The sequence below is a fragment of the Paractinoplanes rhizophilus genome, assembly GCF_042664765.1.
GTDB lineage: Bacteria > Actinomycetota > Actinomycetes > Mycobacteriales > Micromonosporaceae > Actinoplanes > Actinoplanes rhizophilus.
This window is the reverse complement of sequence record NZ_JBHTBJ010000056.1, coordinates 21,988-38,462: the sequence shown is the minus strand read 5'-3', so window position 1 is coordinate 38,462 and position 16,475 is coordinate 21,988. Positions and strand designations below refer to the sequence as shown.

At 71.7% G+C, this 16,475-nt stretch carries 8 protein-coding genes and 1 pseudogene; 5 read left to right on the top strand and 4 right to left on the bottom strand.

What is annotated here, in order from left to right; all coding sequences use genetic code 11:
* Positions 1-95: pseudogene (locus ACFQS1_RS40715) on the top strand (IS982 family transposase); the annotation flags it as partial.
* A 32-nt stretch (positions 96-127) separates the two neighbouring features.
* Here the strand turns inward: ACFQS1_RS40715 and ACFQS1_RS37380 are convergent.
* The 3 genes from ACFQS1_RS37380 to ACFQS1_RS37370 all read right to left on the bottom strand — a co-directional run bounded on the left by ACFQS1_RS37380 (position 128) and on the right by ACFQS1_RS37370 (position 5,152).
* A complete protein-coding gene (locus tag ACFQS1_RS37380) occupies positions 128-1,348 on the bottom strand; it encodes a carbohydrate-binding protein (protein WP_378977190.1) in 1,221 nt (406 codons plus the stop codon).
* A gap of 80 nt (positions 1,349-1,428) precedes the next feature.
* On the bottom strand, positions 1,429-2,232 hold the full coding sequence (locus ACFQS1_RS37375; protein WP_378977188.1) for an SAM-dependent methyltransferase: 804 nt from the start codon (positions 2,230-2,232) through the stop codon (positions 1,429-1,431).
* 115 nt (positions 2,233-2,347) lie between these two features.
* On the bottom strand, positions 2,348-5,152 hold the full coding sequence (locus ACFQS1_RS37370; RefSeq protein WP_378977186.1) for a M36 family metallopeptidase: 2,805 nt from the start codon (positions 5,150-5,152) through the stop codon (positions 2,348-2,350).
* Between the two features lie 747 nt (positions 5,153-5,899).
* On the opposite strand from ACFQS1_RS37370, the gene ACFQS1_RS37365 reads away from it, so the two are divergent.
* Both ACFQS1_RS37365 and ACFQS1_RS37360 read left to right on the top strand, forming a co-directional pair.
* A complete protein-coding gene (locus ACFQS1_RS37365; RefSeq protein WP_378977184.1) occupies positions 5,900-6,175 on the top strand; it encodes a hypothetical protein in 276 nt (91 codons plus the stop codon).
* Between the two features lie 359 nt (positions 6,176-6,534).
* Positions 6,535-6,987, top strand: a complete 453-nt coding sequence (locus ACFQS1_RS37360) for a hypothetical protein (protein ID WP_378977182.1) — start codon at positions 6,535-6,537, stop codon at positions 6,985-6,987.
* Between the two features lie 212 nt (positions 6,988-7,199).
* Here the strand turns inward: ACFQS1_RS37360 and ACFQS1_RS37355 are convergent, their stop codons facing one another.
* Positions 7,200-9,266, bottom strand: coding sequence for a transglycosylase domain-containing protein (locus ACFQS1_RS37355; RefSeq protein ID WP_378977196.1), 2,067 nt, complete (start codon positions 9,264-9,266; stop codon positions 7,200-7,202).
* A 190-nt stretch (positions 9,267-9,456) separates the two neighbouring features.
* Here ACFQS1_RS37355 and ACFQS1_RS37350 point away from each other — a divergent pair, with 190 nt between their 5' ends.
* Together ACFQS1_RS37350 and ACFQS1_RS37345 are read left to right on the top strand one after the other, a co-directional pair.
* The gene (locus ACFQS1_RS37350) at positions 9,457-14,799 is read left to right on the top strand and encodes a GH92 family glycosyl hydrolase (protein ID WP_378977180.1); all 5,343 of its coding nucleotides are present in this window, start codon (positions 9,457-9,459) and stop codon (positions 14,797-14,799) included.
* 122 nt (positions 14,800-14,921) lie between these two features.
* Entirely contained in the window at positions 14,922-16,280 is a 1,359-nt protein-coding gene (locus ACFQS1_RS37345) for an FAD-dependent oxidoreductase (RefSeq protein WP_378977178.1), read from the top strand.
* Positions 16,281-16,475: the final 195 nt, after the last annotated feature.

The following is a 16,475-nucleotide window of genomic DNA, read 5'->3' as shown; positions in this document are numbered from 1 at the left end:
TCGCCCAACGCCTACTCGCCATGACCGCCGCGATCTGGCACAACCACAAAACCGGCCAACCGGTCACCCGCAGCCTGATCGCCTACGACCACTGACCCAGCTCAACCCAGTCATCACTCGTCTAGGGTCAGCCGGTGTAGCCGGCGAAGATCCGGCTGAACTCGTACGGCTGCTGGGGGATGTTGGTGCACATGTAGAGCGCGCCGGTGCAGGCGTTCTTGTCCCGGCCGAGCTCCCAGAAGCTGAGCATGCCGAGGTGCTTACCCTGCGCGAAGGCGACCAGCTGCCGGGCGTCCGCCTGGTCGTAGACGCGGCCGTCGTCGTTCTGGCCGAGCATCGGCGTGACCCCGACCATTTTCCAGACCTGAGCATCCGCACGGCCCGGGTACAGCGATTTGAGCTGGGCGAACGTCGAGTTCGCGGCGTCCACGGCGAAGTTGCCGTAGTCGCCGGCGCGGTAGTAGTCCATGGCCATGACGTTGACCAGGTCGACGGTGACGCCGGCGTCGCGGGCCGAGCGGACCACGCCGAGCCCGTCGGCGGTCAGGCCCTCGGGCAGCACCGGCAGCGTGAACGAGACCCGCAGCCCCGGGTTGGCCCGCTGCAGTCCGGCGAGGGCCTGCGAGCGCCGCGCGACCGAGGCGGGATCGGCAGTCGCGCTGCCCTCGATGTCGAGGTCGATGAACTTCAGGTGGTACGCGCTCACCACGGCCTGGTATTCGGCCTGGAGAGCGGCCACGCTGGTGCACGCCTGCGCCAGCTCGATGCCCGTCGCCCCGCCGAACGAGATCTTCACGTCGCCGCCGCGGGCGCGCACCGCGTCGATCTGGTCGCGGGCCCAGCCCTGCCGCGGGTCGTACGCGTTGAACCACATCGCCTTGCAGGCGGACGCGGTGATGAACGCCAGCGTGACGTTCCGGAGGTTGCCGCTGCTCACCATGGTGGGCAGGCTCGGCGTCGGCCAGGCGCCCATGTCGACGTAGGGCGCGTGCGCGAGCCCGCCGGTGGCCGGCGGCGGGGACGTGGGCGGCGTGGTCGGGGCAGTGGTGGGCGGGGTGGTGGGCCCGTCGCAGGCGCCGAGGTCCTCCCAGAGCGAGGCCGCCGCGACCGGATTCCACCCCGCGCCGACCGGCGGGGTGTGCGCCACCCGGGCCCGGTAGAGCCGCCCGTTGTAGGTGACCTGCGCCCCGGCGGCGTAGCTGGTGCCCTCGGCCCAGGCCGGGGCCGAACAGGCCACCATGACCGTCGCGCCGGAGGGCGCGGCGAGGACGGCCGGCGACGTCACGAAGCCCGCCGCGATGGTCAGGGCGCCCACTGCCAGCGCCACCCAGCGGTGTGAATGCCGCATCGCATCTCCTTCAGCTCGACCTCGTTTCATCGAGCTTGATGGATGCGCAACAAACTGTCAACACTCTTAATAGTTAGACCTCAGGGCTTGCGGGCCACCGCCCCGTAGACCGACACCTGCGCGTCCGACGGCGGGGGAACGGTGGGCTCGCCGAGATCGGGCCGCCAGGCCGGCAGCACCTGCAACCCGGGGTCGACCACGTCGAGGCCGGCGAAGAACCGCTCGACCTCGGGCCGGGAGCGGACCTGCATGGTGACGCCCTGCTTGCGGTAGACCTCGGCGATCTTCTCCCACGCCTCCGGCCGGAAGTCCCCGGTCAGGTGCGACAGCGCCAGGTAGCTGCCGGACGGCAGCCCCGCGAGGAGCCGCTCGACGATCGCCCCCGGATCGTCGTCGTCGCCGATGAAGTGCAGGATGGCGATCAGCAGCAGCCCGACCGGGCGGTTGAGATCGAGGGTGTCGCGCAGCACCGGCGAGCCGAGGATCGAGTCGACGTCGCGCAGGTCGGCGTCGATGTAGTCGGTGCGGCCGCGGGGATCGCTGGTCAGCAGGGCGCGGGCGTGGACCAGCACGATCGGGTCGTTGTCCACGTACACGATCCGGGCGGCGGGGTTGATCTCCTGGGCGACGTGGTGCACGTTCGGCGGGCTCGGGATGCCGGTGCCGATGTCGAGGAACTGGTCGATGCCCTGCTCGGCCAGGAACCGGACGGCCCGGCGCAGGAACAGCCGGTTCTCCCGGGGCGGGATCCGGCTGTCCGGGTTGGCCCGCAGGCCCTGCTGGGCCGCCTCGCGGTCGGCGGCGAAGTTGTCCTTGCCGCCGAGCAGGTAGTCGTACACCCGGGCCGGGTGCGGGCGATCGGTGTGCAGGTCCACCTCGGCCATCGTGAATCTCCTCCGCGTTCCGGGTGGGCCGATCATACGTCCCGGTCGCACCCCGGCCGACCGGCCCCGTGGCCATGGTGCGGACCACGGGGCCGTCGATCGGGGCCGTCCGGGTTCAGCCGGCCGCGGCGCCGTACACGCCCACCTCGACGGTGTCGACGTACGAGCACCCGGTGGCCTGGCTCGGGCAGGTGCCGCCCTCGTCGGCGACCTGCGTGCCGAGCATCGTGTAGCGCACGTACCGCACGCCCTCGGTGCCGCCCGCGAGGGGCACCGCGTTCATCCGGTCGCGGTCGGCCGGGCCGAAGTGCCCGGTCGCCGCCACCGTCCAGGCGGCGCCGTCGGCGGACGTCTCCACCCGGTAGTCGCCGGTCGACGAGCTCGGGTCGTCGCCGCAGTTGCCGGTCGGGTTGACCTCGATCGACGTCACGTCGACCGCCGACGGCAGCTGAACGGTGACGAACCGCGGCTCGATCGCGGTCCCCTCGGTGATGACCGCATCGCTGCTCCAGCCGCTGCCCTGCGACATGTCGATCGCCTGCCCGGGGCCGCAGCCGAAGCCGCTGTAGTCGTCACCGTTGAAATCGGCCACCGTGGCGCCGCCCTGGGACGCCGCCCAGTCGCGGCGGACGGTCCAGTCGACCACGGCCGGCCGCCTGGTCACCGTGACCGTCTTGACCTGGCTCTCGAATCCGGCGCCGCCGGCCGCCACCTTCGGGTACGTGCCGACGAAGACGTTGTTGATGCGGTAGTGCCCGTCGGCGTCGGTGACCGCGGCGTAGGCCCCGGCGAAGCCCGAGCTGTGCCCGCCGAAGGTGACCGAGACCCCGGCCGCCGGGCCGCCGCTGCCCTGATCGGTGACGGTGCCGGAGATCGAGCTCCGGGCCGAGTGCGGCGACGGCGGCATCGAGAAGTCCTCGACCGGCGCGGTGTCCGAGCCGTCCACGGCGGCGGCGAAGAAGCCCATGCCGCGGTTCGCGAAGACCTTCCAGATGTCGCGCTGGTGCCGGCCGCGGTCCACCACCAGGTCGGACATCAGGATCGAGTTGCGCATGTCCAGGTACGACGGGTCGGCGGGGGAGAGCTCCATCGCCCGGGTCACGAGCGACTCGGTGAGCCGGTAGCCGAGCTTGGTGCGCAGGTCCCACAGCGTCTGCGCCCAGATCTCGCCGTCGGCGTGCACCTCGGGTCCGCGCCGCGAGATGTGGCCGAAGTCCCCGTACGTGTAGCCGCCCGGACCCGCGGTCGGGGTGCCGGGGCAGACCGTCGCGGGGGCGCCGACCGTGCAGTCCAGTGGCTCGGTGCGGATCGTGTTGGCGCCGGCCGTGGAGTACTCGAAGACCACCAGCTCGCCCGGCGCGCGGGTGTCCCGCTCCAGCCCCTCCTTCTGCAGGTAGTCGTAGGCGTACCAGTCGCCCCACGCCTCGCCCATCGCGCCCGACTGCGGGCCGTTGAGCGTGGACACCCCGGCGGCGTCGACGACGAGCCGGTTGGACAGCCCGTGGGTGTACTCGTGGTAGACCGACGACGCCTCGTTGCCCGTGTCGGACGGCACGTACGGGTCCTCCGACGCCGGCGTGTTCGCCGCCGGCTGCAGATACATCTGCATCGTCGGCGACGTTCCGTCGGGCGGGGTCGACATGTTGGCGTTGTCGACGTGGTTGTCGTCCGGGAAGCCGTTGTCGGTGTTCGCCCCGTCCAGGTCGTTGACCTGCACCGGGTCGCCGTCGCGGGTCTCGAAGTTGCCGGCGGCGCGGGTGAAGCCGATCGGCGCGGCCAGCAGGTGGTCGTGGAAAACCGAGTTGAAGTACAGCAACTGGGTGGCGTCCATCTCGCGGTTGGCATTCCACGAGTACGCGACGAACGGGTCCCACGTGCACCGGAACTGGGCCGAGCACAGCTCGCCGGTGAACTCCTTGATCGGATACCGGAAGTGGCCGGGCGAGCTGGGCCCGACCTCCTCGCCCGCGTCGGCGACGTCGTTGTCGTTGAGGTCGGAGAAGACGTGCGCCGAGTTGCCGGTCAGCGTGGTCGCGTGCGGCGACAGCCACCGGCTCAGCGACACCCGGCGCTGCTTGCCGCCGGCCGGGGCGCCGGGGTAGTTGTCCCACACCAGCGCGTCCGGCCCGGCGTCGTTGGCGGTGAGGTTCTGCCGGTAGAGGACGCGGCCGGTCTCGGCGTCGATGACGTGCAGGTAGCCGGACTGCATGGTGAGGGTCTGATAGCCCAGGCGCAGGCCGGCCACGGTCGGGAAGGCGACCAGGTGGGCCTTGTCGGAGGGGGTGGACCGGGTCTCCCGGGCATCGCGACGAGCGGTGTCCAGCGCCTGTGCCGCGGTCAGCCGCGCGCCGCCCAGCGAGTCGGGCATCTGGCGTACGGGTGCGCCGGTCATCTGGATGAGCGCGCCGTTGCGGGCCACGTCGGCCCGGATGCCGTTGCCGAACACCGGCACGTCCCCGACCTGCTGCAGGAAGCTCAGGTGGTGGGTGCCCTCGATGTCCACGTAGTCGCGGCGCAGCTTCAGCGTGGCCGGATCCACGCCGAACAGCGCGGCGTGCGACTTGAGATAGTCGAGGGCGACGCGTACGGCCGGCTTCCGCGACGGCCCGGTGAGAAAGCCGTCCAGCCGCGCCACCTGCCGCGGCGTGCCGGTCAGCCGATCGAGGTCGACAATCCCCTGATCGCCCAGCTCGGCCCGCATGTCGCCGGCCACCGCCGGGGGCTTGGCCAGTTTGGTGGTGAACTTCCCGACGACCGCGGGATCCCGCCGCGCGTCGTAGTTCCCCGGAGCGGCGCTGGTGTCCGCCGTCCGCGTGGTGTGTGGTGCCGCCGCCACCGGCCCGCCGCCGACAGCCGCCGGCGCGATGCCGACAGCCAACGCCGCGGCCCCGGCAAGGGTACGTCTGAGGTTCGTCTTCACCGGGTCAGACTGGCAAACCTATTGATCGACATCAACGGTTCGGGCAGGTGCCGTTTCCCGCCCCGCCGCAGACCCCGCATCGCCGGGTGCCACCGCGGGCTGTCGAGCGGGCGCGGGGTGTCGAGCGGGCGTACCCAGCGGCGTGCCGCCGAGGCAGCCGGAAAGCCCGTCGGAGCGTCTACACCCGACTGAAGTAGCAATCATCCGCTTTGCAGGTGGCCCGCGCTGCGACCTTTCACCAGCCTCGCGATTCTTGCCGCGGATGGAAATGATGAGTGGAAGTGCATCCGGCGGGCCGATAGTATGGGCACAAGAATCCGACGTCACAGCGCCGCCGGAACAGTTCCGGCCCGGCCCCCGCCTGCCCAGCGCGAAAACGCACCTGCCGCGAAAGTCACGCGAGGCGGAATGCGGCCGTGAACCCGGAGTCGCGCACTGCACCGCCTCGAAACTCGCGACCCCGGAGCGCCGCGCCTCGGGCGCACGCCGGGTTCGGGGCGTGGGCCGCGTCTGCGGCGTGTGCTGGGTCTGCGGCGTGGGCCGGGTCTGCGGCGTGGGCCGGGTCTGCGGCCCGGGCTGGCTCTGGGACGTGCGCTGGGTCTGCGGCGTGGGCCGGGTCTGCGGCCCGGGCTGGCTCTGGGACGTGCGCTGGGTCTGGGGCGCTGGTGGGGTCTGGGGCGCTGGTGGGGTCTGCGGCGCTGGTGGGGTCTGCGGCGCTGGTGGGGACTCGGGTGCCGGACGGGCCACGTGCGGTTCGAGCGGCCGCGCGGTCTTGACTTCGGCCGGCGGTTGCTGGGCGGCCGCACGCTCGCGGGCCTCACGGCGAATGCGCAGCAACTTCTGACCGTGCCGCTGGGCGAGGCCCCAATTTCGATGCCGGGCGTGTTCGCGGCGGAATTCTTCCGCCTCGGGCGAATAATTGCGCGACGCGCTGCGATCACGCATTTTTGCCAGTTGGCTCGTGGTGAACAACTGCAGCTGTCGCATAGCAGAATTATTTCACCCCGAGGAATGCGGCGGTAAGCCCCGGCCCTCTGTCGATCATGCCAATCTTCGGCCGCGGCAAAAGGGATAACATTTCTTTCCAGCCGCCTGCGGACGGGCCACCCGCGAAGCGCGACCGGCCAGAATCACCGCGACCGGGCAGGCGCCCGGGCCATGGATCCACGCCGGTCCACCCCCTGGTCCGTAACCCGCCGCACCCACCGCGACCCGCCGCACGCCCGCGACCCGGCCGGACAGAGAGGGCGGCCGGACAGAGAGGGCGGCCGGGCAGAGAGGGGCGGCCGGGCAGAGAGGGGCGGCCGGGCCGGGCAGAGAGAGGGGCGGCCGGGCAGCCGGGCGCGGGCCAGGCCGTAGCGGGCCGTGGTTAACCTCGGGCTATGTTGACCGCCGAGCGGGTGAGCATGTGGCGTGGCCGCTACCGGATGTCCGAGGACGGGCGGCCGGTTGCCGTGTGGGATCCGTCGTGGTGGCGTACCGGCGGGGACTTCGAGGTTGACGGCCGTCGCTTCCAGGTGCGGGCCAACGGCTGGGGCACCAAGTATCGGATGCTCGACGAGATGGGCAACGAGGTCGCGCTGATCGAGAAGGCCGGCCGCAAGCGCTGGACCGTGCGGTCGGGCGGGCGGACCTACGAGTTCCGGCGCGCCTCGTTCTGGGGCAACCGGCAGGAGCTGCTGGCCGGCGGGACGAAGGTGGGCTCGCTGCGCCGCACCTCCGGCTGGACGGGCGCGATCGAGGCGGATCTGCCCGGCATGCCGCTGCCGGTGCAGATCTGCGTCGTGGGCGTCCAGATAGCGATCTGGCAGGCCGAGTCGGCCTCCGCCGGCTAGGGACGGCCGCCGGCCGCGGGGAGGACTGCCGGCCGCCCGGGGAAGGCCGCCGGCGACGGGGAGGGCCGCCACGGGGAGAGCCGGCCGCAGGGAGAGCCGGCCGCAGGGAGAGCCGGCCGCAGGGAGAGCCGGCCGCGGGGAAGGCCGGCCGGGGAAAGCCGCCGGCCGGGGAAAGCCGCCGGCGGGGAAAGCCGCCGGCGGGGAAAGCCGGGCTACGGCGTCTTGAACTGCTCGGATGGCTTGCCGTCCATGTAGTCGGCGACCGTGTTCCACACCGCCGGGTTGATGACGTCGTGCTTCATCTGGTCCTTGTGGGCCTGCCAGTCGGGGTTGACCATGTAGCCCGCCACCACGATCGACGTCGTGCCGACCACCAGCGACGCGGTCTTCTCGGCGTCGGTGGTGCCGGTCTTGCCGAAGATCGGGTGTCCGACCGCCCCGCGCGCTCCCTTGGCCGTGCCGGTGCCCGCGCAGCTGCCGAGCTGGGCCTGGTCGCCGACGGGGCAGCGGGCCGCGTCGAGCGCCTTGCGGGCCACCTCCGGCGTGGTCGCCCGCTTGCAGCTGGGCTGACCGGTCGTCAGCTTCTCGCCGGTGTGCGTGGTGATCTGCTGGATCGGCGTCGGCCGGCAGTATTTTCCGTCCGCGGCCAGCGTGGCGTACGCGTTGGCGATGTCCAGCGGCGTCGACGCCGAGACGCCGAGCGTGAACGAGCCCCAGTCGTGGGCGTACTTCGTGGCCAGCTCGTTGTCGCGGGACTCGCGGAACTGCACGCCGAAGCGCTTGGCCACGTCCACCACCTTCTCCGCGCCGATCTTCTCCTGCAGCGGCACGAAGTACGTGTTCACCGACGCGCCGAAGCCTGTCCACATGTTGTACGGCCCCTTCTCCTTGTCGCTGGAGTTCGACGGGCAGTAGTGGCCGCCGCACGCCGCCGGCGCCCCGGAGTCGAGGTAGAGCGGCGAGACGTACCGGGGCGTGGTGGTGATGGTGTGGTCCAGCCCGAACCCGTTCTCCAGGCCCGCGACCATGGTGAACATCTTGAACACCGACCCGGCCTGGTAGCCGCGGATGTCCCCGCCGCCGGTGACGATCGGGTTCGTGGTGTTCGGGTAGGTGGCCCGCACGCCCGCCTTGCGCTTGGCCGGGTCGGAGGAGAGCGGGTTCGGCTTGGCCGCGGTCGGCAGCTTGAACTTGCGGTTGGCGGCGAGCGCCAGCACCCTGCCGGTGCCCGGCTGCACCGCGGCGAGCAGCAGCGCGTTCACCGAGTCGTCCTTGCGCTGCTGGAGGATGCGCTTGCGGGCGTCCTTCTGCGCCTCGACGTCGAGGGTCGTGACGATCTTGTAGCCGCCGCTGCGGAGCCGGCGCTCCCGCTCGTACTCGTTGGCGCCGAACGCCGGCTGGCTCAGCCACCACCGCTGGAAGTAGTCGCAGAAGAAGCCCCACTCGTTGCGGGACACGCTGGTGCAGCCGTTCCCCACCGACCGGGTGGTGTGCGGCACCACCTCGGTCTTGGCCTTGGCCGCCTGGCCGGCGGTGACGTAGCCGAGCGAGAGCATGTCGTTGATGACGTAGTCGCGGCGCTGCTTGGCCCGCGGATAGCCGTCCTTGGTGGTCGGGTCGAACAGCGAGGTGCCCTTGACCATGCCGGCCAGCAGCGCCGCCTCGGCGACGTCCAGGTCCTTGGGCTTCTTGCCGAAGTAGACCTGGCTGGCGGCGTAGACGCCGTAGGCCCGGTTGCCGAACGGCGCGATGTTCAGGTAGCGCTCGAGGATCTGCTGCTTGGTGAGCTGCTTCTCGAGCTCCATCGCGTACTTCATCTCGGCGATCTTGCGCTCGGTCGTCTTGGCGGTCGCGGCCACCACCTCGGCCGGGCTGGTCGCCGAGTACGACAGCGACATCCGCACCACCTGCATGGTCAGGGTCGACGCGCCCTGCTGGTCCCCGCCGTTCTGGTTGTTCACGAACGCCCGGGCCAGGCCCTTGAAGTCGACGCCGTGGTGCTCGTAGAACTTGTGGTCCTCGGCCGCGACGATCGCGTTCTGCATGGTGACGGCGATGTCCTTCAGTGGCACGTCGCTGCGGTACTCGTCGTACATGACGGCGATCTGGGTCCGGCCGTCGGCCGCGTACACCCGGCTCATCTGCGGCGACGTCTGCTGCTTGATCTCGGTGGGCAGCTCGGCGAAGCCCTCGGCGCCCGCCTTGGCCGCCAGCCCCGACAGCGCCGCCGCCGGGAACGAGGCGGCGGCCAGCACCAGCCCCGCGAGCAGCCCGCACATCAGCAGGGAGCTCAGGTTCGTCAACGGATGGCGTTCCCGGAAGCGTTTGCGTAAAGGCACGGCGGCCAGGTTATCCGGCTAGATCAAATTCAAACCGGGATCGTTCTTGACAACGTTGTCAGACGGAGTGAAAGCTGACGATGTCTGATCCGGGCGCCCACCCGGCGCCCGCTCCCCTTTGGAGTGGTGCATGAAATCCCTCGTCCTGCTCCTGACCCTGGGACTGCTGGCGGTCCCGGCGGCGGCGAGCGCCGCGGTCCCGCCCGGCGGCTTCCGCTCCTCGTTCGAGACCACCGACCCGCAGCCCACGGCGACCACGGCCGAGCTCGGCGCGGACGGCAAGCCATTGCAGGCAAACCTGACCGGTACGCCCGGGGCGGTCCTGCCGGGCAGCCTGCTCAAGCAGGTCAGCGCGGTGACCGCGAGCGCCGAGAACCCGCCCGGCGAGACCGCCGTCAAGCTCACCGACGGCGACTCGTCGACCAAATGGCTGGCGTTCAGCCGCACCGGCTGGGTCACCTACCGGCTGGCCGCGCCCGTGGCCGTCGCGAAGTACGCGCTGACCTCGGCGAACGACGCTCCCGGCCGGGACCCGACGGATTTCACCCTGCAGGGCTCGGACGACGGCACGGCGTGGACCGATCTGGACCGCCGGACCGGGCAGACGTACGACGGCCGCTACGCGACCAACGTCTACAGCTTCGCCAACACCACCGCGTACGCCTACTATCGGCTGACCATCACCGCGAACTCGGGCGACTCGATCGTGCAGCTCGCCGACTGGGACATCAGCGACGGCTCCGGCGCCCTGCCGCCGGCCACCCCGATGGTCAGCGTGGCCGGCGCCGGCCCCAACCGCGGCGCGAACCAGAAGCCGAACGCCGGCTTCACCGGGGTCGCCTCGCTCCGCTACGCCGGCGGCGCCCGGACCGACGGCCGCTCGCACGCGACGAACAAGCTCTTCGACGTCAACATCCGGGTTGGGCCGAAGTCGCGGCTGAGCTACAAGATCTTCCCCGAGCTCACCGGGGAGAACCTGCAGTACCCGTCCACCTACGCGGCCGTCGACCTGCACTTCACCGACGGCAGCTACCTCAGCGAGCGGTCCGCGGTCGACCAGCACGGCAACCCGCTCACCGCGGCCGACCAGGGCGATGCGAAGGCGCTGTTCGCCGACGAGTGGAACGCGGTGCAATCCGACCTCGGCGCGGTCGCCAACGGCAAGACGATCGACCGCATCCTGCTCGCCTACGACAACCCCGGCGCCACCGCCGCCACCCGCTTCCAGGGCTGGATCGACGACCTCGCGATCGTGGGCACGCCGGCGCCGATCGACGGCCGGACGCTCACCAACTACGTCGACACGCGCCGCGGCACCAACGCCTCCGGCGGCTTCTCGCGCGGCAACAACCTGCCGATCTCGGCGGTGCCGAACGGCTTCAACTTCCTGACGCCGGTCACCGACGCCACGTCGGACTCCTGGGAGTACGTGTACCAGCGCGCCAACAACGCCGCCAACCTGACGATGCTGCAGGGCCTGGCGACCTCGCACGAGCCCAGCCCGTGGATGGGCGACCGCAACCAGATGTCGGTCATGCCGGTCGCGGCCGGCGGCTCGCTGACCGGGCAGCCGAGCAGCCGTGCGCTGCCGTTCCGCCACGACGACGAGGTCGCCCGGCCCGACTTCTACAGTGTCCGGACGCAGAGCGGGCTGACCGCGCGGATGTCGCCGACCGACCACGGCGGCATCATGCAGTTCACCTACCCGGCCGGCAGCACCACAGGCAGCCTGGTCTTCTGGAACGGCACGTTCAGCTTCGGCACGGACAGCACCGTCACCGGCTGGGTCGACAACGGCAGCGGCCTGTCCGCCGGCCGGAGCCGGATGTTCTACGCCGGCACCTTCGACCGCGCGCCGACCACCACGGGAGCAGCCTCCGCGACCTTCGACCTGACGGCGAACGCAAAAGAAAGCCAGACGGTGACGCTGCGGTTCGCCACCTCGTTCATCTCGCTCGACCAAGCGAAGCGCAACGAAAGCCTCGAGGTCACCGGGAAGACCTTCGACCAGGTGCGCGCCGCCGCCACCGCGGCCTGGAAAGACCGGCTGGGCCGGATCGAAGTGCAGGGCGCGACCGAGACGCAGCTGGTCAGCCTTTACTCGAACCTGTACCGGCTGAACCTCTACCCGAACTCGCAGTCGGAGAACACCGGCACCGCCAAGGCGCCGCGCTGGCAGTACGCCAGCCCGGTGTCCGCGCCGACCGGCACGTCCACTCCGACCGCCACCGGGGCGAAGGTCGTCGACGGCCAGATCTACGTGAACAACGGGTTCTGGGACACCTACCGGACCGTGTGGCCGGCGTACTCGCTGCTCTACCCGGACATCGCCGCCAAGATCGCCGACGGGTTCGTGCAGCAGTACCGCGACGGCGGCTGGATCGCCCGCTGGTCCTCGCCCGGCTACGCCGACCTGATGACCGGCACCAGCGCCGACGTGGCGCTCGCCGAGGCGTACCTGAACGGGGTCAAGCTGCCCGACCCGCTCGCCGCCTACGACGCGGCGGTAAAGGACGCGACGGTGGCCTCCGGCCGCGGCGCCGTCGGGCGCAAGGGCATCGAGACGTCGCTGTTCCTCGGCTACACGCCCACCTCCACCGGCGAGTCGGTGTCCTGGGCCCTGGAAGGCTTCATCAACGACTACGGCATCGGCAACATGGCCGCCGCGCTGGCCACGGACCCGCGCACGCCGAAGGCCCGGCGCGAACAGCTCAAGGAGGAGTCGCGGTACTTCCTCGACCGAGCCCGCAACTACGTCAATATGTTCGACCCGGAGACGGAGTTCTTCCAGGGTCGTAACGCGGCCGGCGCCTTCCTGGCCGGCGACCCGCGGGACTGGGGTGGCGTCTACACCGAGACCGACGGCTGGAACTACGCCTTCACCGCGCCGCACGACGGCCAGGGCCTGGCCAACCTCTACGGCGGCCAGAAGGAGCTGCGCCAGAAGCTCGACGAGTTCTTCGCGACGCCGGAAAAGGCCGACCGTCGAGGCGGCTACAACGGCATCATCCACGAGATGCTGGAGGCGCGGGCGGTGCGCCTGGGCCAGCTCGGCATGAGCAACCAGCCCTCGCATCACATCCCTTACATGTACGACTACGCGGGCGCGCCGGCCCGGACCCAGGCCATCGTGCGCGAGATCCTGCGGCGGCTCTACGCCGGCAGCGAGATCGGCCAGGGCTACCTCGGCGACGAGGACAACGGCGAGATGTCCGCCTGGTACATCCTCAGCTCGCTGGGCCTGTACCCGCTGCAGAACGGCTCGCCGAACTGGGCCATCGGCTCGCCGCAGTTCAGCCGGATGACGGTGCACCGCAAGTCCGGCGACATCGTCGTCAAGGCGACGAACAACAACACCAAGAATGTGTACGTGCAGAGCGTGCGCGTCAACGGACGGACGCAGCACGGGGTCTCCATCGACTCCGCGGTCCTCGGCCGCGGCGGCACCATCGAGTTCCGGATGGGCCCGAACCCGTCGTCCTGGGGCACCGGCAAGCACGACGCGCCGGAGTCGCTGACCAAGGGCCACGACGTCCCGAAGCCGTTGCAGGACACCACCGGCCCCGGGCTCGGCACCGCCACCACGGCCGGCGGACAGGACGCCGCCAAGCTGTTCGACGACTCGTCGGTCACGCAGCTCGCGTTCGCCTCCGGCACGCCCCAGGTCACCTGGGCGTACCGGGGCGGCAAGCAGGCGCCGACGTACTACACCCTCACCTCGGGAGCGAACCCCGGCGATCCGGCCGACTGGAAGCTGCAGGGCTCCCGCGACGGGATCAAGTGGACCACTGTGGACGCTCGTCAGAACGAGGCGTTCCCGTGGCGCAACCAGACCCGGCCGTTCCGGATCGACCGGCCGGGCCGCTTCCAGCAGTTCCGCCTCGTAGTCACGAGGACGGCCGGCGCGGAGAACGCGAACCTGGCCGAGATCGAGCTGCTCGCCGGCGGCGACGTCCAGCTGGGCGGCGGAGCGGTCGCGGTGACGGCGTCCGGTGACGTGCCCGCGCGGGCCGGCGCCGCGGTGTCGGTGCCGCTGGCCACCGTCACCGGTGGCACCGCGACCGCGTATCAGGCCACTGTGGATTGGGGCGACGGGACGCCGGTCACCGCCGGCACGACAGCCCAGTCGTCGCGGGCGGTCTACAGCGTCACCGGCGCTCACACGTACGCGAAACCGGGCTTTTATCAAGCGTCGGTGACGGTGACCGACGGGACCAGCCAGGATTCCGCCACGGTCGGCGTCGATGTCGCCTACGTGCCGGCGAACGGCCTGGTCGCCGCGTTCGACACGGTCTGCATCGGCGACGAGGGCGTGCTCGCCGCCAACTGCGACGCGAAGAACTGGGCCTACTCGCGGGCCGCCCTCGCGGCCGGCGGCGTGACCCAGGGCAAGCCGGTGCAGGTGCCGGGGACCGCGCTGCGCTTCACGCTGCCGGCGACCCCGGCCGGGCAGCCGGACGACGCCGTGGGCAACGGCCGCACGATCGCGCTCCACCTGCCCGCCGACGCCACGAGCATCTCGTTCATCGGCGCCGGCACCCAGGGCAACCAGAGCACGACCGGCACCGCGAACTTCAGCGACGGCAGCACCGCCGCCATCCCGATCCAGATGAGCGACTGGACGCTGGGCGGCAACCCCGACGGCACGCCGTCCTACGACAACATCGTGGTGGCCCGGACCGCGTACCGGCTGCTCGGCACCAGCCGGGACGCGGCGCGGCCGTTCCTGTTCGCCACCGCGCCGTACCGGATCCCGGCGGGCAAGACGCTCGTCTCGGTCACCCTGCCGGCCCAGTCCGGCGATCCCGGCTCGGCCGGCCGGATCCACGTGTTCGCCGTCGCCGACGACGGCACGCCGCCGCCCGCGCTGGCGCTGACGGCGGGCCGGGACCTGACCGCCACCGCCGGGCAGCAGCTCACGGCCGAACTGGGCACGGTCGGCGGCGGCGTCGCCACCGGCTACCACGCCCGGGTCCAGTGGGGCGACGGCACGCCGCCGGCCGACGCCGCCGTCGACGCCTCCGGGACGATCAGCGCCACCCACACGTACGCCCAGCCGGGCACCTACCCGGTGCACGTGACCGCGTGGGACACGCTGTCCAGCGGCGTCGCCACCCTCCAGGTGACGGTAGCCAGGTCCCCGGCGCGGGTGGCGGTCGCCACCACCGCCGAGGCGGCCCAGCGGCCCGCGCCGCCGGCGTTCCGGCCGGAGGCGACGCTGTCGGTCACCGCCGGACCGCGTGGCACGGCCGTCACCGTCGACGGCTCCGGGTTCGCGCCGAACGAGACCGTCACCGGCACGTTCGGCGACGGGCTCAGCGCCACCACCCTGCGGGCCAACGCCGACGGCGTGCTCTCCGGCGAGACGGTGAGCGTGCCGGGCGCCGCGACCCCGGGCCGGACCGGCATCACCCTGTCCGGCGCCGATTCGGCGGCGCGGGTGGAGCTGCCGTTCACGGTCACCGGCTCCTGACCTCCGGGGGGATCCGCCGGGCGCCGCCCCGAGACTGACGATCTCGGGGCGGCGCCGGGCTGGCATGTCGCATCCCCGTCAGGACCGATGCCGGGATCCTCGGCCGCTGTCAACCTCGGGCGATGGTTGAAAACACCGGGGGACACGCGCTGGTGCTCGGCGGGAGCATCGCGGGCCTGCTGGCCGCGCGGGTGCTGTCCGACCACTACGCCGCCGTCACCATCGTCGAGCGAGACCACCTGCCCACCGCGGCGGCGCAACGCCGTGGTGTGCCGCACGGGCACCACGTCCACGGCATGCTGCCGGGCGGACTGCGGATCATCGAACGCCTGCTGCCGGGCTTCACCGGCGAGGTGACCTCCGCCGGCGGGCTGACCGGCGACATCCTGGCCAACGTCCGGTGGTATCTCAACGGGCTGCCGCTGCGGCGCACCGCCACCGGACTGACCGCCCTGTCGGCCGGCCGGCCGCTGATCGAGGGCACGATCCGCGACCGGGTGCGGGCGATTCCCCAGATCAAGATCCTGGACGGGTACGACGTGACCGGGCTGACCGCCTCGGCCGGCGGCGACCGGGTCACCGGCGCCACCGTGGCCGGCCGGGACGGCAGCGACGCCCGCGCCATCCCGGCCGACCTGGTCGTCGACGCCACCGGCCGCGGGTCCCGGGCGCCGCGATGGCTGGCCGGGCTCGGCTACGCGCCGCCGCCGGCCGACCGGGTCGCGATCGACCTGGCGTACACGTCCTGCCCGGTCACCGTGCCGGACGACCTCTTCGGCGACGACCTGATCATCGTCACGCCCCGCTTCCCGGGCCTGCGGCGCAGCTCGGTGATGCAGCGCCTGGAGGGCGGCCGGGTCCTCGTCACCCTGGCCGGGGTGCTGGGCGAGCGGCCGCCGGTCGCCAACGAGGAGCTCCCGGCGTACGCGGAGACGCTGGCCACCCCGGACACCTACCAGGTCCTGCGGGCGGCGAAACCGCTCGGCGAGCCGGTGACGTTCCGCTTCCCGGCGTACGTGCGGCACCGCTATGACCACCTCCGCCGGCTCCCGGCCGGCCTGCTCGTCGCCGGCGACGCGACCTGTGGCTTCAACCCGGTGTACGGCCAGGGCATGTCGGTCGCCGCGATGAACGCCGCCGCCCTCGCCGACGAGCTGGCGCGGGGCGGCGAGCCGGATCCGTACCGATATTTCCAGTCCGTCGCCCAGATCCTGGAGGCGCCGTGGCGCCTGGCCGTCGGCGCCGACCTGGCGCTGCCCGGCGTGACCGGCCCGGCGCTCGCCGATTCGCCGCTGACCCCCGAGTACCTTCGCCGGCTGCAGCTGGCCGGGACCGAGGACGCCGAGCTGGCCGCCGCGCTGGTGCGGGTGACCGGCCTGGTCGACCCGCCCCGGACCCTGCTGCACCCGGAGATCGTGGCGCGGGTCGAGCGGGCGCGGGTGGACGCGGGCGCGGTGGTGCGGGTTGACGCCAATTTGTGAGCGGCCGGATCGCCCCTTTTCGGACCCGGGTGCTCCTGAAGGCTTACCGCCCTATCTCGGCGGAAACACCCGTAGTCGCGGTCGCCGCGAATTTTGATTCGATGCGGATCGAAGTCTTCCTCTCGCTCGTCATCGATGCCTACGTTCCGGGGCGGGCCACAACCGGTCCATTGCATCCGGGCCGGTCCCGCGTCA

What these genes read in the sequence shown, in the direction of transcription:
- ACFQS1_RS37380 (WP_378977190.1), bottom strand. Translation starts at nt 1,348, where the DNA reads ATGCGGCATTCACACCGCTGGGTGGCGCTGGCAGTGGGCGCCCTGACC.
- ACFQS1_RS37375 (WP_378977188.1), bottom strand. Translation starts at nt 2,232, where the DNA reads ATGGCCGAGGTGGACCTGCACACCGATCGCCCGCACCCGGCCCGGGTG.
- ACFQS1_RS37360 (WP_378977182.1), top strand. Translation starts at nt 6,535, where the DNA reads ATGTTGACCGCCGAGCGGGTGAGCATGTGGCGTGGCCGCTACCGGATG.
- ACFQS1_RS37355 (WP_378977196.1), bottom strand. Translation starts at nt 9,266, where the DNA reads ATGTGCGGGCTGCTCGCGGGGCTGGTGCTGGCCGCCGCCTCGTTCCCG.
- ACFQS1_RS37350 (WP_378977180.1), top strand. Translation starts at nt 9,457, where the DNA reads ATGAAATCCCTCGTCCTGCTCCTGACCCTGGGACTGCTGGCGGTCCCG.
- ACFQS1_RS37345 (WP_378977178.1), top strand. Translation starts at nt 14,922, where the DNA reads ATGGTTGAAAACACCGGGGGACACGCGCTGGTGCTCGGCGGGAGCATC.